Origin of the sequence: Moraxella boevrei DSM 14165, assembly GCF_000379845.1 — a bacterium.
Taxonomy (GTDB): domain Bacteria; phylum Pseudomonadota; class Gammaproteobacteria; order Pseudomonadales; family Moraxellaceae; genus Faucicola; species Faucicola boevrei.
This window is the reverse complement of record NZ_KB903808.1, coordinates 58,190-82,659: the sequence shown is the minus strand read 5'-3', so window position 1 is coordinate 82,659 and position 24,470 is coordinate 58,190. Positions and strand designations below refer to the sequence as shown.

15 protein-coding genes and 1 CRISPR repeat array are annotated in these 24,470 nt (G+C 38.1%); of the genes, 11 read left to right on the top strand and 4 right to left on the bottom strand.

The annotated features are described in order from the left end of the window. Window positions 1-49: 49 nt before the first annotated feature. Both A3G3_RS0110165 and A3G3_RS0110155 read right to left on the bottom strand, forming a co-directional pair. Complete coding sequence (locus A3G3_RS0110165) at window positions 50-1,999, bottom strand: Lnb N-terminal periplasmic domain-containing protein (RefSeq protein ID WP_228702729.1); 1,950 nt, start codon at window positions 1,997-1,999, stop codon at window positions 50-52. A gap of 114 nt (window positions 2,000-2,113) precedes the next feature. Continuing rightward, the gene (locus tag A3G3_RS0110155) at window positions 2,114-2,338 is read right to left on the bottom strand and encodes a YdcH family protein (RefSeq protein ID WP_019520408.1); all 225 of its coding nucleotides are present in this window, start codon (window positions 2,336-2,338) and stop codon (window positions 2,114-2,116) included. A 349-nt stretch (window positions 2,339-2,687) separates the two neighbouring features. On the opposite strand from A3G3_RS0110155, the gene ahpF reads away from it, so the two are divergent. From ahpF to cas6f, 7 genes are all read left to right on the top strand, one after another. Next, window positions 2,688-4,244, top strand: coding sequence for an alkyl hydroperoxide reductase subunit F (gene ahpF, locus A3G3_RS0110145; protein ID WP_019520406.1), 1,557 nt, complete (start codon window positions 2,688-2,690; stop codon window positions 4,242-4,244). Between the two features lie 265 nt (window positions 4,245-4,509). After that, window positions 4,510-10,060: a CRISPR direct-repeat array (repeat unit 28 nt; unit sequence TTTCTAAGCCATCTATGCGATGGTGAAG). A 248-nt stretch (window positions 10,061-10,308) separates the two neighbouring features. Beyond that, window positions 10,309-11,349, top strand: coding sequence for a type I-F CRISPR-associated endonuclease Cas1f (gene cas1f / locus A3G3_RS0110140; protein ID WP_019520405.1), 1,041 nt, complete (start codon window positions 10,309-10,311; stop codon window positions 11,347-11,349). 42 nt (window positions 11,350-11,391) lie between these two features. Further along, window positions 11,392-14,784 carry a type I-F CRISPR-associated helicase Cas3f gene (gene cas3f / locus A3G3_RS0110135; protein ID WP_019520404.1) on the top strand — a complete coding sequence of 1,131 codons (3,393 nt, stop codon included), beginning with the start codon at window positions 11,392-11,394 and terminating at the stop codon, window positions 14,782-14,784. A gap of 4 nt (window positions 14,785-14,788) precedes the next feature. Further along, a complete protein-coding gene (locus A3G3_RS0110130) occupies window positions 14,789-16,057 on the top strand; it encodes a type I-F CRISPR-associated protein Csy1 (protein ID WP_169333205.1) in 1,269 nt (422 codons plus the stop codon). 3 nt (window positions 16,058-16,060) lie between these two features. Next, complete coding sequence (gene csy2 / locus A3G3_RS0110125) at window positions 16,061-17,035, top strand: type I-F CRISPR-associated protein Csy2 (protein ID WP_019520402.1); 975 nt, start codon at window positions 16,061-16,063, stop codon at window positions 17,033-17,035. 38 nt (window positions 17,036-17,073) lie between these two features. Continuing rightward, window positions 17,074-18,078 (top strand): type I-F CRISPR-associated protein Csy3, encoded by a 1,005-nt coding sequence (gene csy3, locus A3G3_RS0110120; RefSeq protein WP_019520401.1) that lies wholly within the window; start codon window positions 17,074-17,076, stop codon window positions 18,076-18,078. Further along, window positions 18,075-18,683: a type I-F CRISPR-associated endoribonuclease Cas6/Csy4 gene (cas6f, locus tag A3G3_RS0110115; protein WP_019520400.1), complete on the top strand. Its 609-nt coding sequence runs from the start codon at window positions 18,075-18,077 to the stop codon at window positions 18,681-18,683. Before csy3 ends, cas6f begins: the two co-directional genes overlap by 4 nt. 124 nt (window positions 18,684-18,807) lie before the next feature. Here cas6f and A3G3_RS0110110 read toward each other — a convergent pair whose 3' ends face one another. Next, complete coding sequence (locus A3G3_RS0110110) at window positions 18,808-19,047, bottom strand: glutaredoxin family protein (protein WP_019520399.1); 240 nt, start codon at window positions 19,045-19,047, stop codon at window positions 18,808-18,810. 232 nt (window positions 19,048-19,279) lie between these two features. On the opposite strand from A3G3_RS0110110, the gene mtgA reads away from it, so the two are divergent. From mtgA to scpB, 3 genes are all read left to right on the top strand, one after another. After that, entirely contained in the window at window positions 19,280-19,966 is a 687-nt protein-coding gene (mtgA, locus tag A3G3_RS0110105; RefSeq protein WP_026212983.1) for a monofunctional biosynthetic peptidoglycan transglycosylase, read from the top strand. Between the two features lie 126 nt (window positions 19,967-20,092). After that, on the top strand, window positions 20,093-22,261 hold the full coding sequence (gene ppk1 / locus A3G3_RS13655; protein WP_019520397.1) for a polyphosphate kinase 1: 2,169 nt from the start codon (window positions 20,093-20,095) through the stop codon (window positions 22,259-22,261). A 4-nt stretch (window positions 22,262-22,265) separates the two neighbouring features. Further along, window positions 22,266-22,811: an SMC-Scp complex subunit ScpB gene (gene scpB / locus A3G3_RS0110095; RefSeq protein ID WP_019520396.1), complete on the top strand. Its 546-nt coding sequence runs from the start codon at window positions 22,266-22,268 to the stop codon at window positions 22,809-22,811. Window positions 22,812-22,828: 17 nt separating this feature from the next. Here scpB and yiaA read toward each other — a convergent pair whose 3' ends face one another. Next, window positions 22,829-23,326 (bottom strand): inner membrane protein YiaA, encoded by a 498-nt coding sequence (yiaA, locus tag A3G3_RS13650; RefSeq protein WP_019520395.1) that lies wholly within the window; start codon window positions 23,324-23,326, stop codon window positions 22,829-22,831. Window positions 23,327-23,432: 106 nt separating this feature from the next. Between yiaA and A3G3_RS0110085 the strand changes: the two genes are divergently transcribed. Further along, entirely contained in the window at window positions 23,433-24,437 is a 1,005-nt protein-coding gene (locus tag A3G3_RS0110085) for a hypothetical protein (RefSeq protein ID WP_019520394.1), read from the top strand. Window positions 24,438-24,470: the final 33 nt, after the last annotated feature.

Sequence of the window (24,470 nt, the reverse complement as noted above, 5' to 3'; positions counted from 1 at the left end):
CGAAGAAAAATACCCAAAGTAGTGATTTTTTTAATCAATAGATTGTTCGTTAATCAAAAAACCAATGGTAACTTAGCAGATAGTTGATGTCGTTTTGTTCATGGTTTCGTTGATGGCTGACGCCTGCTCGCACGGCGGTTTGTTTACCAATGTCGTATTGTCCTGTTAAGCTGACAATTGGTTGAAAATAATGATTGCGTTCGTTGTCATCATTGCCACCGCTACCATCAAGTTCGTGAAACCAATACGGCAACTGAGCATCGGCAAGTACTCGCAATTTTGGGGTCAGATGATGTACACAGCCTGTATGTACGCCCACGCCGATACGAAAGCCATTATTAATCCGTCCAATTTGCCCTTGTCCCATTGCCAAACCATAACACAAAGTATTCGGCAATTCGCCCGAACCTGCCTTACCTTTGCCAATCAGCCACGATGAGCCGTATTCACCGCCCACACTTAGCACCCGATGTTCGTTCGTTTGCTGATAACTACCGTCCACGATAGGCGTGATTTTTAGATGTCCGCCGAGCGTGGCTTTTGGCGTTGTACCATTTTCTGGGTTAAACATGGTAATGTCAAGCAATGTTGCATCGTGGATTTGCAATTGACTGCCACGGTTAAATGTTTTGTCCGCATCGTGGCTAAGCTGAACAGATAGCGTGGTTAAATTGAGAAAATCTCGCTTGCCAGTTGGATTGTCTAATAAATCTTGATAACCACCACGCACCCCGAGCAAAAATTTTAGCTTATCCCTTGCATCGCTGTGCAAAACGCTGAGGTTGGCACGGTGCAAACGTGTGGCATTTAACGGATTATTGTCGTTTGGAATTAAGTTTGGCAATTTGGTAAATTGAGCATTTTTGGCATAATTATCAATATCGCTTTGTTGAACCACGTTTCTATTATTGGTGTTGTCATTGTGTTTGGCTTGCTCTAAAGTATGGCGAGACGGGATAAACTGCTCGTTTGCCAACACGCCTTTTTTTGCCAAAATGCGAGAGACTTCGGCAGGCGAGATAATTTTGCCTGTATCATTAACAAAATTATCTTGTGGACTTACGATGTCTAATAAACGCAAAATTTCACTGGCACAGTTATTGCTCAAAAAATTATAATGGCGAGCCACGTCCTTAACTTCCCAAAAATGTCGCATCATTTGACGGATGTCAGCGTTGGATAATTTAAGCGTATATTGCCAAATGTCTCGCTCATCCTTAATCAGATAATTGGCTTGTTTATCCGTATAATTGCCAAAGGTCATTGCACCCTTACCATGCCCACGCACCGCATCAAAAGCCGACGACAACGGCGAACTGTGTTGGCTATTATCAGTAGCAAAATTGATAAAATATGCCAAATCAGTATCATGCGTTGCCAAACTTTGCGGATTATCCACTCTAATCAGCGTATGTCCAAAGGCTGAAGCCATACGGTTAACGTGTTCTTCGGCATAAATTAGCGATAACTGTGTCGCATTGATTTTGCTTAGCCAGTCATTTACTTGTTGACATTCATGAAAACCGAGCAACGCATCCACATTTTCTGCTAAACTTGGCACTTCAGCCATGAGCCAAGCACTACGAGCGGGAAAACGGCATAGATAATCTTCGGCGGTTTTGGCAGATTGTAACGCTTGCAAGTTTGCCAACAATTCTGCCTTAGCATCGGTTTTACCTTGTGGGCTGACAAAAAAACTATCGCTTAACACGCCACTTTTACCATTTTTATATAACAATAGACGTTGCCAAATCGTATGCGTGCTTAATCGCGTTGGATTATCAAGAATGATTAACTTGGCATTTTGCCAAATCGTATGCGTGCTTAATCGCTCAATGAGCGCTTCATTTTCGCTAAAACTAAGCGTGCTTTTGATGTTGGTAGCAGGGTTATTGGTGGCGGTAATCATTGGCAAAAGTGGTTTGTTTATATTCGCCAAACTTACATGGGGCAGGGCGGTGATTGCCAAAAATGTTAAAGCAGAAAATATCTTACGCATCATCAAAATCCATCTTAAAATTTTTAATAAATCACGAAAAAATGGGAAAACGTCATATAAAAAATCCCACCAACGCCAAAACGCTGATGGGATAGCAATTTTCCAAGGCAAGCCTTAGCCTTGTTTGCTCTCTAAATATTTAAACAGCTCGTCTTTTAGAGCCAGTTTTTCTTTTTTCTTGGCTTCAATCTCAACTTCACGGCTTACGCTTGCCACTGGGTCTTTTTCAAGGTTGGTAATTTCTTCGTCAAGCTCATTGTGAGCGTTGAATAATTTTTCAAAATGCAAATCATTTTCAGATTTTAGTTTGGTAATCAGTTCACGATATTCTGGAAACATAGCTATTCCTTAAGTAAAATTAAAAATATATTAAACACTACTTCATAAAGATAAGGTTAATGATAATCTAACATCGCCCTTATGCTGACTACCATTTTAACCAAAAAAACATCTTTTGACTATAGCAAGTTTGTAGTTTCGTGTGTATTTTTGCTAAAAGACTATAAAATAGTGGGAAAATTGCTAAAATTGTGGTTTTTTGATTGGTTAGATAGAAAAATATTTATGAAGAGTTTTGTTTTTTTAATTATGATGATTAAACTTCCAAGGTTGTCAAAGATAAATTTTTCTTGGATAATAGGCATATTAAATCTATTTTCCAAATGAATTGCTAAATTGGAGCAACACCATGATTGATAAATCTTTACTTGATGCGATTAAGTCTTACAGTGAACGTATGACACGTGCCATTACTTTTGTGATGGGAAGCGGTGACCACGCTAAACGTGCCGAATTAGAAGAATTTTTGGCACAAGTTGCCAGCACCACCGACAAGATTATTTTGGCGGATAATACCGATGAAAACTTGTCGCCAATGAGCTTTAAAATCCAGACGCAAGGGGCGGATACAGGTATTATCTTTAGCGGTATTCCGTCAGGACACGAGTTTACATCGCTGATTTTGGCGGTACTGCAATCGGGCGGTAGCGAGCTAAAACTGGATAAAAATATCCAAAATATCATCAAAAATATCAAACAACCGCTAAAATTTCAAACCTTTGTTTCTTTATCTTGTCATAATTGCCCTGATGTGGTGCAGTCGCTTAATCAATTTGCCTTACTTAATGACAACATTAGCAACGAAATGATTGACGGTGGCGTGTTCCAAGATTTGGTTAATGAAAAAAACATTCAAGGCGTGCCAGCGGTATTTTTAAATGGCAAACCGTTCGCCAATGGTAAGATTGACACCGCCAAACTCATTGAAAAATTGCAAGAACAGTTGCCTGACTTGATGAGTGGCGTAGCGACTGGCGAAAGTTTGCCATTGCAAGATGTAACCGTGATTGGTGGCGGGCCTGCTGGTGTGTCGGCAAGTATCTATACCGCTCGTAAAGGCTTAAAGGTTGCTATGATTGCTGACCGTATCGGTGGACAGGTCAAAGACACACAAGACATTGAAAACTTGATTTCTGTGCCTTTAACCAATGGTAATGAGCTTGCCAATAATTTTGCCAAGCACGTCAAAGAATACGCCATTACCGTCAAAGAAATGGTGAGTGTCAAAGAAGTGAGTGAAAACGCTGATTTGACTTACCAAATCACATTAAACACAGGCGAAAGCTTCGCCACTCGCACAGTGATTGTTGCAACGGGGGCAAAATGGCGAAAACTTGGCGTAAAAGGTGAAGATGAAAATATCGGTAACGGCGTGGCGTTCTGCCCGCACTGCGATGGTCCATTTTTTAAAGGCAAAAACGTGGCGGTTGTCGGTGGCGGTAACTCAGGTGTGGAAGCGGCGTTAGACTTAGCGGGTATTGTCAATCATGTAACTTTGATTGAATATGGTGATAAATTGCGTGCTGACCAAGTACTTGTCAATAAAGCCAAAGAGCGTGCCAATATTGACATTATGACAAGCATCGCTACCCAAGAAATCACTGCACAGAACGGCAAAGTAAATGCGATTGTTTATCAAGACCGTAATACTGGCGAAAACAAAACCTTAGAACTATCGGCAGTCTTTGTACAAATCGGACTGGTGCCAAACTCAGAAGTGGTGAAACATTTGGTCGAAACGACAAATGTAGGCGAGATTGAAATTGATGTTCGCTGTGCGACATCACGACGTGGGATTTTTGCTTGTGGGGACGTTACCACCGTACCATTTAAGCAAATTAACATTGCGATGGGTGAAGGGGCAAAAGCTGGGCTGTCGGCATTTGAGTACCTAGTGATGCAATAATTTCTTTTATTGAAAATACAGCATTGCCAAAAAAGCATTTCTATAAACCGACCCCCAAATCTTAAACGCAAGATTAAAGGTTAGGTTGATAGGCTAATTGGTTTTACTAAGGACTAAGTCTTCCGTATCGTTCTTTGAACTTGACAGGACTTAGTCATTTTAGCTTGGTCTTTATTCTATTAGACCAAGATTTCCATTTTTAATGCCCAAAGAAGCTTTTTGCGATGGATAACATCATCATACCAAAGCGGTGCAGTGTGTCGGCTTTCTAAGCCATCTATGCGATGGTGAAGATTAAATGAATGGGAACAGAAAGAAAGTTATCTTTCTAAGCCATCTATGCGATGGTGAAGATTGCTTTGGGTAACAATCCCTATTCTCATTGTTTCTAAGCCATCTATGCGATGGTGAAGTTAAAAAAAACAATTTTTTTAAATCAATTTATTTTCTAAGCCATCTATGCGATGGTGAAGATCTTTTGCATTGTTGTTCGTCAAGATACACATTTCTAAGCCATCTATGCGATGGTGAAGTAGCCGAAGAATTGCAAAGAATGGCCGAAGCTTTTCTAAGCCATCTATGCGATGGTGAAGCCATGAACCAAACTCAAATGCAATGTCTTTGTTTTCTAAGCCATCTATGCGATGGTGAAGCATCAAAGTATTTTTTTCTTCTGCCATACGCTTTTCTAAGCCATCTATGCGATGGTGAAGTATGGCAACACGTATTATTTGGACGGCTCAAATTTCTAAGCCATCTATGCGATGGTGAAGAGAAGCCAACTTATCGCCATTTTGCAAATGACTTTCTAAGCCATCTATGCGATGGTGAAGTACTCAAACAATCGGCTAGGTTGAATATGCAATTTCTAAGCCATCTATGCGATGGTGAAGAGCTTTAAGTCTTGAAAATCAAGGCATGGCGGTTTCTAAGCCATCTATGCGATGGTGAAGAGCTTTAAGTCTTGAAAATCAAGGCATGGCGGTTTCTAAGCCATCTATGCGATGGTGAAGAGACTTTAGAAATGCTTATGATGTGAAATGGTTTTCTAAGCCATCTATGCGATGGTGAAGGGTACTTGGTTAATGTCTAACTTTATTGGCAGTTTCTAAGCCATCTATGCGATGGTGAAGTTTCGTATTCACGTTTAAAGTGGGCTAATGTTTTTCTAAGCCATCTATGCGATGGTGAAGAATGAGAGTGGCGAACAACAAATAGGCTGGCATTTCTAAGCCATCTATGCGATGGTGAAGCTTGATAATATCAATCATTTGAATTTAACCGTTTTCTAAGCCATCTATGCGATGGTGAAGTTTCTCACGTATAAGCGTTGCAATTTCTTGTCTTTCTAAGCCATCTATGCGATGGTGAAGATGGTGGTTGGTATCGCGATCCCGGAACTTCTTTTCTAAGCCATCTATGCGATGGTGAAGACGGTGATTTAGTCGTAGTACAAAAAGCAGATTTTCTAAGCCATCTATGCGATGGTGAAGTTTTCACAAGACAATAAAAAACCGCCTTTTGGTTTCTAAGCCATCTATGCGATGGTGAAGTAAGTTGGCTTCTGCCAATGCGTTTTTGCTGTTTTCTAAGCCATCTATGCGATGGTGAAGTCAATGTACGGCTCAACTTCGCCTTTGACTTTTTTCTAAGCCATCTATGCGATGGTGAAGTTGGTATAACTTTTCGCATAAGTTTAGCTTGTTTTCTAAGCCATCTATGCGATGGTGAAGCCAGTCAGTCGGTTTTCGCTTTCTCCCCATGCTTTCTAAGCCATCTATGCGATGGTGAAGCAAAAAGCAGGGAGCTCAAAAGGTTTTGTCTCTTTCTAAGCCATCTATGCGATGGTGAAGTGAGTTTTTAGTTTAGAGCCACAATGGGGGCAGTTTCTAAGCCATCTATGCGATGGTGAAGATCCCAAATTTTTCCTGTGATTTCATCGTCTATTTCTAAGCCATCTATGCGATGGTGAAGGTGGGGCTGTCATATCCGCAATGAAGTCAGACTTTCTAAGCCATCTATGCGATGGTGAAGAGCGACTTGTATTAAAAACGGGGTCGGCTGTGTTTCTAAGCCATCTATGCGATGGTGAAGCATATCGTCAAGCACCACGCCACGCTCCAGGTTTTCTAAGCCATCTATGCGATGGTGAAGGCTTGCCATAAGCAAACAATCGTCATCAGGTATTTCTAAGCCATCTATGCGATGGTGAAGTGACAACCGTGTTACCGATTTAACCACTGTTCTTTCTAAGCCATCTATGCGATGGTGAAGTCGCATTATGCGGACAATCATGCCAATCTTCATTTCTAAGCCATCTATGCGATGGTGAAGGTTTAGTGTTAATCACTGGGCAAATTGGCAGTTTTCTAAGCCATCTATGCGATGGTGAAGAATTCAAATACTTTTGGTTTATCATTTTCAAATTTCTAAGCCATCTATGCGATGGTGAAGTGATATATAATACCATTATTTGGCTTTTATTATTTCTAAGCCATCTATGCGATGGTGAAGGGTATTTTAAATTTGATGTCAGTTAATGGCATTTTCTAAGCCATCTATGCGATGGTGAAGTTCACGCTTTCTTTTTTTATCAACGGTTAGTTTTTCTAAGCCATCTATGCGATGGTGAAGTTCATCGTTGATATACCACACCGCTTTTTGCATTTCTAAGCCATCTATGCGATGGTGAAGTCGGCAATGCCATTAAATACCTATGGCGAGCATTTCTAAGCCATCTATGCGATGGTGAAGTTGCCAACTCAAAACCAATATTTTTTTCAATCTTTCTAAGCCATCTATGCGATGGTGAAGCTTGATTGACCTGCAAAATGCAGAAATGGCACTTTCTAAGCCATCTATGCGATGGTGAAGTAGCACTATATGGACTAGATAATGCCCTGCGTTTTCTAAGCCATCTATGCGATGGTGAAGATTTATTATGCTAACAGGCAATCTATCCGCAATTTCTAAGCCATCTATGCGATGGTGAAGTTGTCATTGGCAAGCAATCCTGATTTTGATGTTTTCTAAGCCATCTATGCGATGGTGAAGCTTAAAAATGACAATGCAAACGCTATACATTTTTTCTAAGCCATCTATGCGATGGTGAAGCAGTTATTCGCCGATTTCTAGCTTTTGGCATTTTTCTAAGCCATCTATGCGATGGTGAAGTGATTGTCTGTAATTTAATTTTTGCAATACTGTTTCTAAGCCATCTATGCGATGGTGAAGTGTTGTCGGTTAAAGTCCAGCATTTTTTGATATTTCTAAGCCATCTATGCGATGGTGAAGGTTGCATTTGTTTGTAAATGTCTTTGCTTTCATTTCTAAGCCATCTATGCGATGGTGAAGACAAATTGGCGAAAACTGCCAAATCCACCAAATTTCTAAGCCATCTATGCGATGGTGAAGCTTTGTTTTGGCTAGTTTCTCTCCACCGCTTATTTCTAAGCCATCTATGCGATGGTGAAGCTTATCGTGATAGCAAGGGTATTCCAACGATTTTTCTAAGCCATCTATGCGATGGTGAAGAGAAAATATGGGTGTAGAAAATAATTTTGATTTTTCTAAGCCATCTATGCGATGGTGAAGACAAGGGGTTAATTATGAAAAATAATCTAATATTTCTAAGCCATCTATGCGATGGTGAAGTGTAATTTAATTTTTGCAATACTGGCAAGTTCTTTCTAAGCCATCTATGCGATGGTGAAGGATTTGTCATGTCAAAATAAACACAAAATTCTTTTCTAAGCCATCTATGCGATGGTGAAGCGTCAGGGCTTGCAACCCAATGAGATTTAGTATTTCTAAGCCATCTATGCGATGGTGAAGATTCAACTTTTATCATGATTTTATAACCCATTTTTCTAAGCCATCTATGCGATGGTGAAGTGAGTGGTTGGGTAGAATGTCTGCAACAAGTTTTTCTAAGCCATCTATGCGATGGTGAAGTGAATATGTCATCATTAACAAAAGCCCTTAACTTTCTAAGCCATCTATGCGATGGTGAAGTACCTTTGCAATCTCGCCTGTTTGTTTGTTTTTTTCTAAGCCATCTATGCGATGGTGAAGAAAAATCCAAAACCACCCATGTAACCGTTATGTTTCTAAGCCATCTATGCGATGGTGAAGATTAATGGCTTTTTTATATCCTATTTTAGCTTTTTCTAAGCCATCTATGCGATGGTGAAGGAAAAGCATCCATTTGTTGGCAAAGCTCATCATTTCTAAGCCATCTATGCGATGGTGAAGTATATACTACCCAAATGGTGAGCATTTGTAAATTTCTAAGCCATCTATGCGATGGTGAAGTATACCCCATTATTTCAACATTTAGTTGCATATTTCTAAGCCATCTATGCGATGGTGAAGCCAAAGGCGATAGCGAGTGCGGTTGCAAGCACGTTTCTAAGCCATCTATGCGATGGTGAAGTATTTACAAATTATTGCTGAAGAACACCCAAATTTCTAAGCCATCTATGCGATGGTGAAGGTCATATTGATATAACGTATTCTAGCAATGTTTTTCTAAGCCATCTATGCGATGGTGAAGTCGAAAAATCTACTTCACAAAAACGAATCAGCGTTTCTAAGCCATCTATGCGATGGTGAAGAGATTAAAGCAAGTCCAGCCAAGTTAATGCAATTTCTAAGCCATCTATGCGATGGTGAAGGTAACTAAAAGTGGTAGAAAGTCTTACACCAATTTCTAAGCCATCTATGCGATGGTGAAGTATTTCCAAAAGCTCTTGTATTGCCTTTAGTTTTTCTAAGCCATCTATGCGATGGTGAAGATATTCACTTTGTGGAGCGATATATCCCGTTGTTTCTAAGCCATCTATGCGATGGTGAAGTGTTAAATTTTCCTTGTAATTAAACCCAATAGTTTCTAAGCCATCTATGCGATGGTGAAGTTTGCATAAGTTAATAAATCAGCGGTATAAACTTTCTAAGCCATCTATGCGATGGTGAAGTTTACGATAACTTGAAAAACCTTACTAATGCTTTTCTAAGCCATCTATGCGATGGTGAAGGGATTACCTGATTTTGAAGTGCCTTGGCGATTTTTCTAAGCCATCTATGCGATGGTGAAGCATAAGCATTTTTAAAAGCCGTTTCAGTTCTATTTCTAAGCCATCTATGCGATGGTGAAGACATTTCATAGATTTGTTCGTCGTTAGCATAGTTTCTAAGCCATCTATGCGATGGTGAAGGCACGTATTAAAGCCCGAAAACTTGAAAGAATTTTCTAAGCCATCTATGCGATGGTGAAGCAGAAAAAACTGTTTTTAATAGATTCAGTGCATTTCTAAGCCATCTATGCGATGGTGAAGTTATTAACTTATGCAAAACCGTTAATTCGTTGTTTCTAAGCCATCTATGCGATGGTGAAGATACAACACCTATTTTAAAAATGCTCGGTTATTTTCTAAGCCATCTATGCGATGGTGAAGAAAAGATAAAAAGTATGCAACAACTGCTTATTTTTCTAAGCCATCTATGCGATGGTGAAGTTTTGTAGGGCGAGTTTGACCGCTTTTAACACTTTCTAAGCCATCTATGCGATGGTGAAGAATAATTTTGCGTTAAGTCTGACATATCCAAATTTCTAAGCCATCTATGCGATGGTGAAGGCAAGGCTTACCGATTAAATAGGCCTTGTCTTTTTCTAAGCCATCTATGCGATGGTGAAGCACGGCGTGGGCTTTGGCGTTGATGAGATGATTTTCTAAGCCATCTATGCGATGGTGAAGGCAGAAAATGTACAATATCTGTTTCTTGTATCTTTCTAAGCCATCTATGCGATGGTGAAGTAGAATTCTAACACAACAACTTAAATAATTGCAAGGCATAGAGAGCAAAAACCCTTATTTTACCCTCTATTTTTTAGCATTTTATAAGTCCTTGATAAATAAGCAAGTTTTTAAATAGTTCAAAAAAAGGGTTCTTCACCAATTTTGTTTTTACAATAAACGATAAAAAATCCCTTGTCAAATATATTTTAGTTCTGTATATTAGGGACAACTTTAATTAATTTTTATAATTTAGTGATTAAAGTGTTATGAATAAAAATGCTTACACAAATAACAGTTTTAACTCATCCGATTTAAAAACCATTTTGCATTCAAAACGTGCCAATTTGTACTATTTGCAATATTGCCGAGTTATGCAAAAAGACGGGCGAGTGCTATACCTTACTGAAGCTGAAAAAGAAAACCTGTATTATAATATTCCCATTGCTAACACCACTTGCATTTTATTAGGCACAGGCACGTCTATCACTCAGTCGGCGATGCGATTATTATCACAGGCGGGGGTATTGGTGGGGTTTTGTGGGGGCGGTGGCACGCCCTTATTCATGGGTAATGACATTGAATGGTTTACCCCACAATCCGAATATCGCCCCACCGAATATATCCAAGGCTGGTTATCGTGGTGGTGGGATGAGAAATCTAGTGCTTTTAAGTCTTTTTCATCAATATGCTGGTTATCGTGGTGGTGGGATGAGAATAAACGATTGTTTATGGCAAAAAAATTACAATTAGCACGGATTGATTTTTTAAAAACAGTTTGGCAAAAAGATAAAGAATTTAAAGCTTTTGGATTTCATTCTAGCGATGAAAAAATCCATCAATTATTAGAAAACTATAAAAAACAAATTAATACTCAAAATAGCACCAATGATTTATTAGCCCTAGAAGGTCGCATGACCAAAGAACTATATAAAATCGCAAGTATAAATACCGATAATGCAGGGTTTAACCGTGAACATGAAGGGATTGACAAAGCCAATAGTTTTTTAAATCACGGTAATTACTTGGCATATGGATTAGGAGCGACCACCGCTTGGGTTTTGGGTATTCCCCATGGCTTTGCAGTGATGCATGGTAAAACTCGGCGTGGAGCATTGGTATTTGATATTGCTGATATTGTCAAAGATGCGATTGTGCTACCACTTGCCTTTATTTGTGCCAAAGACAATGCCAATGAGCAGGAATTTCGCCAAGAATGTCTGAACTATTTTACCGATTATCATGTTTTAGATGTTATGTTTGACACAGTAAAATCAATGGCATTAACCACTGAATTTGACGTTGTCTAATATGCTAAGTTGACAACAACCCTATGCCCAAAGAAAATTATTATGATAGTCACGTTTATTTCCCAATGTGAAAAAAAGGCATTAAACCGTACACGCCGAATATTAGACGCATTTGCCAATCGTATTGGCGATAACGTTTGGCAAACGGCAATTACCGAAGATGGCTTGGACACCGTCAAAAAGTTACTCAGAGCATCTGCTACCAAATCCACCGCAGTCGCCTGCCACCGTATCAAGACTCGGCACAGAACACAACTGGTGTGGGTGGTGGGTAATAAAAGACAGTTTGATGAAATGGGTAAGGTAGCGGTGAATTGCACCCAAAAGGATATTTCAATCTATCAAGATAGTAAACTTTGGCAAAATTTACAGCTAGTGGGGATTGCGTCTGCTTTGGCAGGATTATTCCATGATTTTGGCAAAGCGAATACTTTATTCCAAAATAAATTAAATCCCAATAAAAATAAAGGCACAAAAAACCATGAACCTTATCGACATGAATGGGTGTCTTTTAAATTATTTGAAGGTTTTGTTCAAAATCGTCCGATTAAAGAGTGGTTAGAATCTTTAGTAAATTGCTCAAAAAAAGATGAGTCATTTATTTTGGATTATATCGGTGATATAAAAAGAAGAAATAATTTAACCACTATCCAAGAAAATACTGGATTTAAATATTATGATGATTTTACTAAATTAGTGGCTTGGCTTATTCTTTCTCATCATCGATTATTGGTTTATCCTTATTTTTTAGATAATGCTCCAACTTTTGATAATAATAATTTAAATCAATATTTTTTGAATGATTGTGATATTAAATGGAATTCACCTAATTATGAAAAGACTGATTGGCTAGATATAGATAAACAAGCTAATTGGGAATTTCCACAGGGCTTGCCAATAAGAAGTCAAACTTGGCAAAAAAAGGCAAAAGAGATTGCATTAAATGCCCAAAAATCTTTGGCGAGTATTGAGCGTTTTTGTTGGCAAGATGATTTACTGACCAATCACCTTGCAAGAATGATGCTGATGATGGCTGACCATTTTTATTCAAGTCAAAATGCCAATCGATATTTTTGGGATAAAAATTATTTGGCATACGCCAATACAGATGCAAATAGACAATACAAACAACATCTTGATGAACACAATATAATGGTCGCTCATCATGCTTATCAGTACAGCCAAAAACTGCCAAAATTTTTAGCAGAATTACCCGTATTGGACTATAATCGTACCTTAGAGCGTGGTTTTGATAATGCCGACCCACAGCTTAGTGAGTGGCAAAATAAAGCGGTGGCTTTAAGTCATAAGATCAATGAACAAACTCAAAATGCTGGATTCTTTGGCATCAATATGGCATCAACAGGTAAAGGAAAAACATTTGCTAATGCTAGAATCATCTATACACTGGCTGATAAAAATAAAGGCTGTCGCTTTAGCGTGGCATTAGGTTTACGTACGCTGACCACCCAAACAGGGCAAGCTCTACAAAAAAATCTGCATTTAGATGATAGTGAGATTGCCACATTGATTGGTTCAAAGGTGATTTTAAGATTATTAAACGCCAACAATGAAGCAAATCAAAAAGATAGCCAATTATTAAAAGAGCAACGCCAGTTATTAGAAGATTTAGAAAAAACAGCATTAGCACTTAGAGGTAGTGAAAGTTTAGAGTTGGATAATGATTTTGAGGTTGAATATGATGAAGATATTCAGATTGAGAAAGAGTCTTTATTAAATCAATGGTTTGCTCATCAACCTAAATATCAAAAACTGCTTCATGCCCCTATTTTGGTCAGCACGATTGATTATCTGGTTCCAGCAACGGAAGGCTTGCGGGGTGGCAAGCAGATTTCCCCGATGTTACGGCTTTTAAGCGGTGATTTGGTGTTAGATGAGCCTGATGAATTTGGTTTGGCGGATTTACCTGCATTGGCTCGTCTTGTAAATTGGGCAGGCATGCTAGGCTCTAAAGTATTGCTCTCAAGTGCAACCATACCGCCTGCAATGGCGGTTGCTTTATTTGAGGCGTATCAAGCAGGGCGAAAAATTTATCATCAGTGTATGATTGGTGATAATCAGTCGCCGCCTGTTGTTTGTGCGTGGTTTGATGAATTTTTATCAACATCACAGCAAATACAAAACCATAAAGAGTTTATCAATGGGCATAAAAACTTTATTGATAAAAGGATTAAAAATCTATCTGATGATAAAAATCCAAGTCGCAAGGCAAAAATTATTCCGATACAGCCACAAGATACCGCTTTAGATGCTTTGGCAAAAACGATTTATCAGACGATATTTTTAGCTCACGACAATCACTATCAGACCAATGGTCGTTATAATATTTCAATGGGCGTGATTAGATTTGCTAATATCAATCCTTTGGTGGCAACCGCTCAAATGCTTATTGGTCAAGATAATAACGATGATTATTGCGTTCATTATTGCGTGTATCACAGCCAATTTACTTTGGCAAGTCGCTCATCAATTGAAGAAAAATTGGATAATTTACTAAATCGCAAACAACCCCATACGATTTGGGAGCAATCAGATATTATTAAAGCAATCAGACGTAGTCCAAATAGCAAAAACCATATTTTTGTGGTGTTGGCAACATCTGTATGTGAAGTTGGACGTGACCATGATTATGATTGGGCAATTGCAGAGCCCAGTTCTATGCGTTCACTGGTGCAGTTAGCAGGTCGTATCCAGCGACATCGTAAACAGCCTGTTAGCACTGAAAATTTACTTATTTTGGATAAAAATTATAGGGATTTAAAAGGCAATAAAATTGTCTATGAAAAACCAGGATTTGAAAGCAAGAAATATTATCTTGATGGTGATAAATCTATCAGTAATACGCTAAAACCTGAGCAATTTGAACACATCAATGCTATCCCAAGTATTCAGTTAATCCAACCAAGTCAGCCACCTTATACCAATCTGGTAGAATTGGAGCAAAGTGCTTATTGGTATAAATTAGTGGGTGATTGGCAAAAAGGGCAATTATTTGAACCTAACAATGCCAAAATTTGGTGGCAACAGCAAATAACATGGACGGGCGAAATCCAACGTCAGCAATCTTTTCGATTGTCTTCACCAGAGATGACATTTATTCTTGCACCTAATTCTCAAGACAAGCTGATTTGGTTAATACGAGATGAGTCTGATTATAATCTCCCTAAAATGATTGAAAGTCGTCATATCATATCGTATAATGAAATTAAGTTTGGAAAAAATAGTTTTGCATGGTTTGGAACTGATGAATATGCTCGCTATGAGCAAATCGCCGAGCGATTGGATATTGATGTTGAGAAAATACCTTATATTTATGGAGAGGTAAGCGTACCTTACTATAAGGATTTTTATAGACAATATTTTTACCACCCATTTTTGGGCGTGTTTTTAGAGCTTTCAAATATAAAGAGGTGATATGGTGGATGCTACAATTATCAAACAAACAATTGATGATTTTTTGACACAAAAAATTCAAACAACCATTGAACAAAAACAGAAAAAAGCAAAAGGTGTTTTTAGCGAAGAAGAAAAACAAAAAATTCGTGATGAATATGAAATTTTGTCTTGGCTAGATAAAGTTTCCGAAAATATCAATAAAGTTTTTTTGAATGTTTCTCATGTTGCCAAGCTAACGCATTCTAGTAGTCAGGCTATGAGTTTACGGGATAATAGTCAATCTGATAAATATCCTTATCTTATCACCACCCAAACAATTAACAGCCATTTTTTAGACAGCGGTTATTCTGACGCCAAAGTATCTCCGATTGCAGAATTTTTAAGTTTTCCAGTTAAGAATTCTAAAAATCAATTAGGTGAATTTTTGGCAGAAAACGCAAGTTTTTTTGATAAAATCAGTGATGATAAAGAAAAGAAAGAATATTGGTCATCTCAAATTAAACAAGCCTATCAGTCACAGCAGATTCGTAGCCATACGTTAGCTAAGCAAATTTATATTCCGATTGATAAAGATGACTATCATTTAGTGTCACCAATGTATTCAAGTTCTGTGGCACATGAGATTGCACTTGCCATTAAAACCAGTAATGACAAAACAAATACAGCTAAAGTGGCGAGAAAACAAAATGCTTGGAGTGATGAAATTTATATTTTTTATCCTGGTATTGCCACGCTTGGCGTTACTAAGAGCAATCATCAAAATGTCTCTGCTTTAAATGGTCAGCGAGGCGGGCAGTTATATTTATTCCCTACCTTACCACCAAAATGGACAACAAATCCAAATCCGCCTACTTCGATAAAACAAATTCTACATAAAAGTTATCGAGGTCATTTATTTTCTCAAGTGAAATATCTGCTTGATATTTTTAAACAGAATGATTTATTTATCAATTACGAACGCAAAAAAGCATTAAAAGAATTGATTGAAGAGATTGTTTTTGCGGTGTGTGATGAGATGTTCTTGATAAGAAAATCTCAGTTAGCTGGCTGGACTAAAGATTATCAAATACCGACTTATTTAGCCATTATGATTGATAGACAAATATTGGCAGAGAATAACTTTTCACAACCTGAAATTGAGATGTATTTAGATGAATTAAAAAAAGAAATCGTCAGTTGGATAAGTCAAGGTATTGATGATGAACTTCGCACAAAGTCTTTAGAAAATTTATGGTTAAAAATTATGACGCCGATTTTACAGCAGTTTTATCAAATATTAAAAGCGGAGTAACTGATGGCAAATTATATTTTATTGGAAAGAATTCAAGTTGAAAACGCCAATGCGATTGCTGGATTTACTTATGGTTTTCCTGCTATTACTGCTTTTCTTGGATTTGAACACGCTTTATCACGCAAATTAAAAGATTTAATTGGTGTTGAGTTTAACGGCTGTGCGATTTTTTGTCATGATTATATTGTGAATAGCTATCAAGATTTTTATACAAGATTTATCCAAAGTCGTAATCCACCTTCTACATTAAAAGGTAAAAGTGGCGATGCCAAAAGCCCTGCACCTATTATCGAAGAAGGGAAAATAGATATGACGGTTTCGATATTATTACGCTGTGATGGTGTACTATCTAGCAATTCAGAAATTCTAGAAAGCTACAATCAAACCATTAAAAATTCAGTATATCAATCCCGACTTGCAGGCGGTAGCATTAAAAACATTAAAGGTATCTATATTTTAAGTGACTCGGATAAATTATTAAATCACATTAAGCATATTTTATTGCCTAGCTTTGTGCTGATTGATGGGACACATTTATTAAAAGAGCATTTTGAAAATACTCAGCATGAAAATAAATCACTGCTAAATATTTGGACAGATTTTTTTGCTTTTAAAGAGATGGCAATTAAAAGTCCACAAACCGAAGAAATTACTTGGCAACGTTATCTGCCTGCCAATAAAAAAGGCTGGATTGTACCGTTGATGATTGGGTATAAAGGCATTAGTCCGCTTTATTCTCCAGAACAGGTGGAAAATCTGCGTGATACCCGTTATCCTTTTCGCTTTGTTGAAGCGGTGCATGGCTTGGGTGAATGGAGAAGTGTTCATCGTATTCAAGCGTTAGATTCACTATTTTGGCAATATCATGTAGAAAATGAATGGTATTTATGCCAGCAAAATACAGATACAAACATAGATACCAAGTATCAAGATGATGAAAGTGAATCAGATTATTTTGATGATATTTTTAACAATTAACTATTAACCGATTTTTTTTAATTTAAGGAGTCATTCACATGGCAAAACAACCTAAAAACGAATTACCTGAAGTGCTGGCATTTAGCCGAAAAATAGAACCATCAGACGCTCTTATGCAAGCAGGCTTATGGGAAAATAAAGCCAATCATGAAGCGTGGCAAAATATTGAATTGCACGACAAACGCAACCGTGCTACAAAAAGCCAATATAATCTTGCTGATAAAGAAAAAACCCAACCGAATATCGTATGGGGCGATGATGCCAGTATTCCGCACGACATGGATACGCTAAAAGTTACGTTTACGGTTAAGTTTTTGGGAAATATTGACCAAGCTGTTGCCAATAATCGTCCAGAATTCTTGGATAAACTGCAAAATGCCTATCAAGCATATCAGCAAGAAATCACGCTTCTGCCACTGGCAAAACGTTATGTGCAAAATTTTGCCAATGGTCGTTTTTTATGGCGTAACCGAGTAGGGGCTGAACAAATTGAAATTAAAATTACTGATACGGAAAATCATGATAAATCTTGGATTTTTAATGCCCATAACATTGCTTTGCAAGATTTTGATATTACAGATGCTCAATTAGATGATTTAGCTCAATATGTTGCCGATAGCTTCTCTACAGGCAAATATTTGCTATTAAAAGTAGAGGCTTTTGCTAAAGTAGGGCTTGGACAACGTGTTTTCCCATCGCAAGAAATGCGTGATAAAGACAAAGATAATAAATCCAAATTTTTATATCAAATCAAAACACCTAAAGGCTTGTGTGCAGGAATGCATTCAGAAAAAATTGGTAATGCCATTCGTACGATTGATACTTGGTACACCTGTGATGAAAATCAGATTGTCAAGCAAGCTATTGCAATTGAACCTTACGGCTCTGTCCCAACGCAAGGCAAGGCTTATCGCATGAGCAAAACAGATTTGTACTCTTTAATGGTTAAATTTATCAATAATGAAGCTATGGCGATTGATGAAAAGCACTTTGTCGTGGCAAATCTCATTCGTGGCGGCGTATTTGGCGGAAAAGACTCATGAAATTCTACCAAGAAATCACGCTAATCTCAGACAATGAAATCAGTATTTATTTTTTGTGGAGCAAACTCTTCACCCAAATTCATATCGCCCTTGCCCAGATGGAAAAGTCAGGGGTGAAATCCATTGGTGTGTCATTTCCCAATTATCGTTATGAGATTAAAAATGGTAAAACGTTTGCTACTTTAGGGGACAAAGTACGGATTTTTGCCCTAACCCAAGAAGTGCTGGAGGTTTTTAGCATTGACCTAAACGCACGCCTAGAACGCTATACACTTACCGATTATGTGCATATTAAGGCGATAAAAGCGGTGCCTGATGAGCATGGGTGGGTGGTGGTCAAACGCTACCGCAAAAAAGATATGGAAACTGTGGCGACAGAATTTGCTAAATTCAAAAATATCAGTTTTGATGAAGCCTTAATCCATTGCCAAACGCACAAAGCCAAAGCTGAAAATTACCCCTACATCAGCCTAAAAAGCGAAACTAACCAATCATTTTACCGTTTAAATATCATGCAAATTTTGACCGATAATCCACAAATAGGCGAATTTAACAGCTATGGCATGAACGGCATGATGGGCAATATAACCATTCCGCATTGGTAACTTATAGACAATACTCATATTCTGTTTATTATTCATAAAAATATTAATGATAAACAGACCCTAATTTCTTTGATTTAAACTGATTTTTGAAGATAGCTAATCATATTTAAAAATTTAACTTAGTTTAAAGACAGTCTAAAATATCCATCACAGAAAATGGATAAAATAACGTGCGATTTGGCGTTACCAAAACAGGAATTTTATCCGCCCATGCATGAGCCAACGGATTATCAAATTCAGCAATATCCACATATTCCCACTCAAATTCTGCCACCGCTTGAGCGTGGATTAACTCAGCCGTTGCCAATTCGCACAAATGACAACCAACCGTGCCATATAACCGCCAAATCATGGGTGAATTCATACGCTTACCTTGACAAAATGTGGTAAAATCATAAAAAAATAGCCAAAATCGCTATAATAAGGTATATTTTTCATTTTAACAAGTTACGATTTGCCCAATGGGTCATCTTATGTCAAATTTTTATGCTAATGCGAACGCCAACGCCTTACCGCCAACCCCAACCAAAGCAAAAGCCAAAAAACACAAACGTAAAACCACCAATACGCCCCAACCGTTACCGCCTGTAAAACCAATGACAGGCTTTAAAAAGTGGTTAAAATGTTTGTTTTTGGGCTTGGTTGCGTTATTTGTAGCATTTCATCTAATGGTGCTGGCGTTGTTACTGATTTGGCAAACTCAGCCGATTAACAACAGTATGTTTATGATTTTACACCGAATTTCTACCTTTAGCGGTGTCAAACAAACGTGGGTGGACGACAGCCAAATTTCGGTCAATGTCAAACGTGCCGTGATTGCCAGTGAAGATGCGAATTTTGCCAATCATCAAGGGTTTGACGTGCAAGGTATTGAAAATGCGATTAAAAAAAATCAAAAAGCAGGCAAAATATCCGCAGGTGGCTCAACCATTAGCCAACAACTTGCCAAAAATCTATTTTTGTTTCCGCAACGCTCCTATATCAGAAAAGGCGAAGAAGCGATTATTACGGTGATGATTGAACAAATATGGACAAAAGAGCGGATTTTGACCGCTTATCTCAATGTGGCAGAGTTTGGCAATGGAATTTATGGGATTGAAGAAGCTTCGCAACATTATTTTAACAAATCTGCCAAACAGTTGACCAAACGTGAATCAGCGTCATTGGTTGCGATGTTACCAAATCCAAAATTTTATGAAAAAAACCGTAAAAATCAACGCCTTAACAACAAAACCAATATCATCTTACGCCGAATGGGTGGGGCAGATTTACCCAATGAGTAATCCTAATTATTAAGTCACAATTTTCTAAAAATTTTGGTGTATTTTTAGCATATTTTGCGATATGATTGTGTTGATTAAACAAATTTTGTGCTGAATTTTTGTGAAAAATTATTTTAAGGAAAAACCATGTCAAACACCCAACTAAAAACTACTGAAAAGACTTTGTTAAATCATATCCGTTATCCTGACATCGTTGCCGATACCCGTAGCGAGCTGTATTTTAACCGTGAATTATCCTTATTGCAGTTTCATCAACGGGTATTGGCACAGGCGACCGACCCACGTCATCCTTTATTAGAGCGTCTGTTTTTCTTAATTATTTTTTCATCAAATTTGGATGAATTTTTTGAAATTCGGGTGGCAGGTTTGATGCAAAATATGAAGTTGGGTGATGTGGCGAGCAGTATTGATGGGATGCCACCGAGTAAAGTATTGTCGCAGATTTCCAAAATCGCTCATGAAGCCGTTGCCGAGCAATATCGTATTTTGAATGAAACCATTTTACCCGCCCTTGCCAAACAAGATATCCGTTATCTAAAACGTGATGAATTAACCCCTGCCCAAGCCAAATGGGTGAAAGAATATTTTGACAGTCAAGTTGCCCCTGTATTAACGCCGATTAGCATTGATTTGGCACACCCATTCCCAAGATTGGTTAACAAAAGTTTAAACTTTATGGTAACCTTGGACGGTAAAGATGCGTTTGGGCGTGAGATTGATTTGGCAGTTGTGCCTGCACCACGCAGTTTGCCCCGTGTTATCCGCTTGCCTGACGAATTGACGGATGGTAAAGAGCATCATATTATGCTAACTGCCGTGATTCACGAACATATTGGCGATTTATTTCCAAACATCAAAATTACAGGTTGTCACCAATTTCGCCTGACTCGCAATGCCGATTTGGATTTGGCAGAAGACGTGGAAGACTATGCCAAAGCGTTGGAAGGCGAGTTGGATAATCGCCGATTTGGGGCAAAGGTGCGGTTGGAAGTGACGGAACATTGCCCACAAGATATCGTGGATTTTTTGTTAACAGAATTTGACTTAACTGAAGAACAATTGTATCGGGTCAATGGCCCTGTTAATTTAACTAGACTACTATTTGATTTTAAAATTCCTAAACTTCGCTATCAAGGATTTAACCACGAAATTCCCAAAGCCTTTCGCCGAGAAATGTGGGAAAAAAATGAAAATGTGTTTCACGCCATTCGCAAACAAGACGTATTAGTGCATCATCCATTCCACGCATTTGCTCCTGTCGTCAACCTAATCCGCCAAGCAGCAAGCGACCCGAATGTATTGGCAATTAAACAAACCTTGTACCGTTCTGGGGCAAATTCTGAAATCGTGCAAGCCTTAGCAGAAGCCGCTAGAAATGGTAAAGAAGTCACTGCGGTGATTGAGTTGCGTGCTAGATTTGATGAAAAATCTAACATTGAAGTGGCAAATCTGTTGCAACAAGCGGGGGCAGTTGTGGTGTATGGGATTGTTGGCTATAAGACCCATGCCAAACTGATGCTCATTGTGCGACGTGAAGACGGCAAACTCCACCGCTACGCCCATCTTGGCACAGGCAACTACCACGCAGGCAATGCCAAAGCCTATACCGATTATGGACTGTTTACCGCTAACCAAGCGATTACCGAAGATGTGCATAAGATTTTTAATATCTTAACCGGTATGGGCAAACCTGCCAAATTACAGCGGTTACTGTATGCACCGTTTAGTTTACATGATAAATTGTTACAGCTGATTGATAACGAGATCGCTCACGTCAACGCAGGTAAACAAGGGCAAATTATCATCAAAGTCAATGCCTTAACCGAAAAACAAATCATTGATAAACTATACCAAGCATCGCAAGCAGGTGTGAAAATAGACTTAATTATCCGTTCTATTTGTTGTTTACGCCCACAGTTGGCAAGCGTGTCGGACAACATCCACGTGCGTTCGGTGATTGGACGGTTTTTGGAACACACACGGGTGTATTATTTTGCCAATGGTTCGCTAGATGATAGCAAGCAAAAAGCCAAACTTTACTGTGCCAGTGCTGACCTGATGGAACGTAATTTGTTTAACCGTGTCGAGGTGGCGTTTCCGATAGATGACCCTGTGGTCTTTAGACGTATTCATGAAGATTTGCAAAATTATCTCAAAGATAACGCCAGTGCGTGGCAATTCACCGCAGATGGCACTTGGAAAACCGTTGAAAAAGCTGAAAATGAGGCAAGTTTTTCTGCCCAAGATTTTTTACTACAAAAGATTGTCTTTAACAAAAAATTGGTGGTGAGTTGACCCAATGAGCGATTTTCAACAAAAACACCAAACCGCTTTTAGCCACAGCCGTGCGATAGAAGCGGTTTTGCACGCATCAGAAAGCCCTGTTGCTGACAAGCAATTACGCCAGTATTTACACATTAGCCAAGATGAGTTAGACACCGCTTTGATTGTATTGCAACAACGCTTATCAACAGGGGCGTTGACGTTGGCAAAAACAGCGAATGGTTATCGGTTACAAATTGCCGATGAATTTAGTCCGTTAATTCAACAAATTTTTCCGCAACGTCAGGAAACCCTAAGCCAAGCGTTATTAGAAACCTTAAGCATTATCGCCTACAAGCAACCTGTAACACGAGCAGATATTGAGCAAGTGCGTGGCGTAACGGTATCTAGTCATATTCTACGCCAATTATTTGATAAAGGTTGGATTGAAGAGCGTGGTTATAAGGATACGCTTGGGCGACCTGCGTTGTTACATACCACGTCGGTGTTTTTGGAAGTGTTTGGGTTGGCAAGCATTGATGACTTGCCTAAAATGCCTGAACTGGGCAAAACCGATGAATAATTAATGATTGTTTTTAGTTAGTCTTTATTACGGCGAAACGGTGATTGTAAAAGGCTAGTTTTGTCAGGAATTTCTGCTGATGCGGTATCAGCGATGGCAGGTTGTTCCGCCTTTATCGTTGGTTGATTACTCATGGTATCACGAATATTTTTTTGAATGGTAATCACCGCAAACAAACTCATGGTAAATGACATCATGTAAAAGCCTTTTTCACTCAACAACAGTTGGGCATTCCACAAACCAATACAAATTAACCCAACAGAGGTAACCAACGCCACCCAACTCACCAAATAATACAGCCGAGAGGTTGGAATATTTTCAGCAATATCCCGAATGGTTTTTTGCAAACTAATCGCAGCATATAAACCCAAAATCAGCACCGCAAAATAATAGCCTTTTTCGTTAAGTAGCATTTCAGCATTCCATAAACCCACCAAATACGCTAAAATTCCAATTAACATCACAGCCCATGATGCACCTACATAGGCAGGGGTTGGTTGATTATTATTTGCCATAATTTTCCTTAAAATAATTTGATAGCATTTAAAACAGATTTAACATATCATAATATGCTTTTTCAAAAAAGAAAAGCCTTTTTATTTGATAAAATATAGGTGGAATATGCCATTTTTTTGGTTATTATTAATTCTAAGTCTAATCATCATTATGCCGATGTTTTTTATCATACGTGCAAAAAAACAATCGCAAAATCAACCTGTTATTCAGCAAAATATGAATACGCAACTGCCAACCCTAACAATTAATCTTGGTAAATTACCCCATTTGTTTCAACAAATTATTATGGATATTGAAGCCCAATTCACCCAAATTCAACAAAAAAATCAACAAAACAATATAATAAATGAAAATTATTTTGTGGCAAAACAGCTTTTTTATCAACGTCTGCCCGAAATGGTAACGGATTATCTTAAACTTGAGCCAAATTATGCCAAAAACCATATTATTGATACGCAAAAAAATCTGACAAGTTATGCGATCTTGCAACAGCAACTAAAATCTATTTTAAATATTTTTTATCAAATGAATCAAATGAATAATCAATTATATTTGCAAAATATTCTAACCAATCAACGTTATTTACAAAGTATTTCTGAACAAACAGGTATCAAAAACGATGCTTTAACGCAAAACATTCAACAAAATTTTGCGTTAAATCACACAGAACCAAGTAGTGATTATTATAGTGGTTTGCAATATTTACGGCCATATGTGCATGATATTCATCAAAAATTTTCCAGAAAATTTGTGGAAAAAATCGGCGAATTATTTTATTTTGCGAGTATTACGCAATTAGCCGTTAGTGAAAACCTAGGATATGATTTAAAAAAAATCCATATTCACACCGATTTGCGGTTGGAAGCTTTAGCCAATTTGTTAAATTATCAACTACCTACTTTGATGCAAAAAAATACGCTAATCTCAGAGGTGGAACGTGGAAATTTTGAAAAGATGTTAATGGGAGAATTTGACAAAATGATTGATATTTTAGAACAAATGTTGGCTATTTTGGATACGGGTTTGCCTGTTGCCGATAGATTGGCGTTAATCCAAAATTTACACGATGATTTTACCGAAATGAGTGAAAAGATTTTTCCCAAAAAATAATCCCAAATTTTTGCCAAATTAGCGTATAATACG

What these genes read in the sequence shown, in the direction of transcription:
- A3G3_RS0110165 (WP_228702729.1), bottom strand. Translation starts at nt 1,999, where the DNA reads ATGCGTAAGATATTTTCTGCTTTAACATTTTTGGCAATCACCGCCCTG.
- A3G3_RS0110155 (WP_019520408.1), bottom strand. Translation starts at nt 2,338, where the DNA reads ATGTTTCCAGAATATCGTGAACTGATTACCAAACTAAAATCTGAAAAT.
- ahpF (WP_019520406.1), top strand. Translation starts at nt 2,688, where the DNA reads ATGATTGATAAATCTTTACTTGATGCGATTAAGTCTTACAGTGAACGT.
- cas1f (WP_019520405.1), top strand. Translation starts at nt 10,309, where the DNA reads ATGAATAAAAATGCTTACACAAATAACAGTTTTAACTCATCCGATTTA.
- cas3f (WP_019520404.1), top strand. Translation starts at nt 11,392, where the DNA reads ATGATAGTCACGTTTATTTCCCAATGTGAAAAAAAGGCATTAAACCGT.
- csy2 (WP_019520402.1), top strand. Translation starts at nt 16,061, where the DNA reads ATGGCAAATTATATTTTATTGGAAAGAATTCAAGTTGAAAACGCCAAT.
- csy3 (WP_019520401.1), top strand. Translation starts at nt 17,074, where the DNA reads ATGGCAAAACAACCTAAAAACGAATTACCTGAAGTGCTGGCATTTAGC.
- cas6f (WP_019520400.1), top strand. Translation starts at nt 18,075, where the DNA reads ATGAAATTCTACCAAGAAATCACGCTAATCTCAGACAATGAAATCAGT.
- A3G3_RS0110110 (WP_019520399.1), bottom strand. Translation starts at nt 19,047, where the DNA reads ATGAATTCACCCATGATTTGGCGGTTATATGGCACGGTTGGTTGTCAT.
- mtgA (WP_026212983.1), top strand. Translation starts at nt 19,280, where the DNA reads ATGACAGGCTTTAAAAAGTGGTTAAAATGTTTGTTTTTGGGCTTGGTT.
- ppk1 (WP_019520397.1), top strand. Translation starts at nt 20,093, where the DNA reads ATGTCAAACACCCAACTAAAAACTACTGAAAAGACTTTGTTAAATCAT.
- scpB (WP_019520396.1), top strand. Translation starts at nt 22,266, where the DNA reads ATGAGCGATTTTCAACAAAAACACCAAACCGCTTTTAGCCACAGCCGT.
- yiaA (WP_019520395.1), bottom strand. Translation starts at nt 23,326, where the DNA reads ATGGCAAATAATAATCAACCAACCCCTGCCTATGTAGGTGCATCATGG.
- A3G3_RS0110085 (WP_019520394.1), top strand. Translation starts at nt 23,433, where the DNA reads ATGCCATTTTTTTGGTTATTATTAATTCTAAGTCTAATCATCATTATG.